We start from the raw sequence: 428 nt of genomic DNA, 5'->3' as shown, positions 1-428 counted from the left end.
GTGTATTTGCACGGCGGCTATGATGGCACGTTCCCCAAGATCGAGGAAGCGCTGGACGGCCAGGAACAAGGCTTCGAGACCAAGCTGCAGCTCGAACCGGACGACGCTTTCGGTGACTACGATCAAGAGCTGATCAAGATCGAGCCGCGTGATCGCTTTCCGGAACCGCTCGAAGTTGGCATGCAGTTCGAGGGCGTGCCCGAAGATGGCGATGAGGAAGACGCCATCGTCTACACCGTCACCGACGTGGCGGAGGATAAGGTTGTGCTGGATGGCAATCACCCGCTGGCAGGCATGGCGCTGCGCTTCGAGTTGAAGGTGACTGAAGTGCGTGAGGCCACGGCTGAAGAAATCGAGCACGGCCACGTGCACGGTGAACACGGCCTTGAAGTAGTGGACGAGGACGAAGACGACGACAAGCCGCACAC

General features: G+C 59.6%; 1 protein-coding gene. It reads left to right on the top strand.

The features are described 5' to 3' along the window. Positions 1-428, top strand: a 428-nt coding sequence (locus I6F36_RS38965; RefSeq protein ID WP_225173292.1) for a peptidylprolyl isomerase, incomplete at both ends; no start/stop codon positions are given.

This window comes from Bradyrhizobium sp. BRP19 (assembly GCF_020194195.1).
GTDB classification, from domain to species: Bacteria; Pseudomonadota; Alphaproteobacteria; order Rhizobiales; family Xanthobacteraceae; genus Bradyrhizobium; species Bradyrhizobium yuanmingense.
This window is presented reverse-complemented; position numbering and strand designations above follow the sequence as displayed.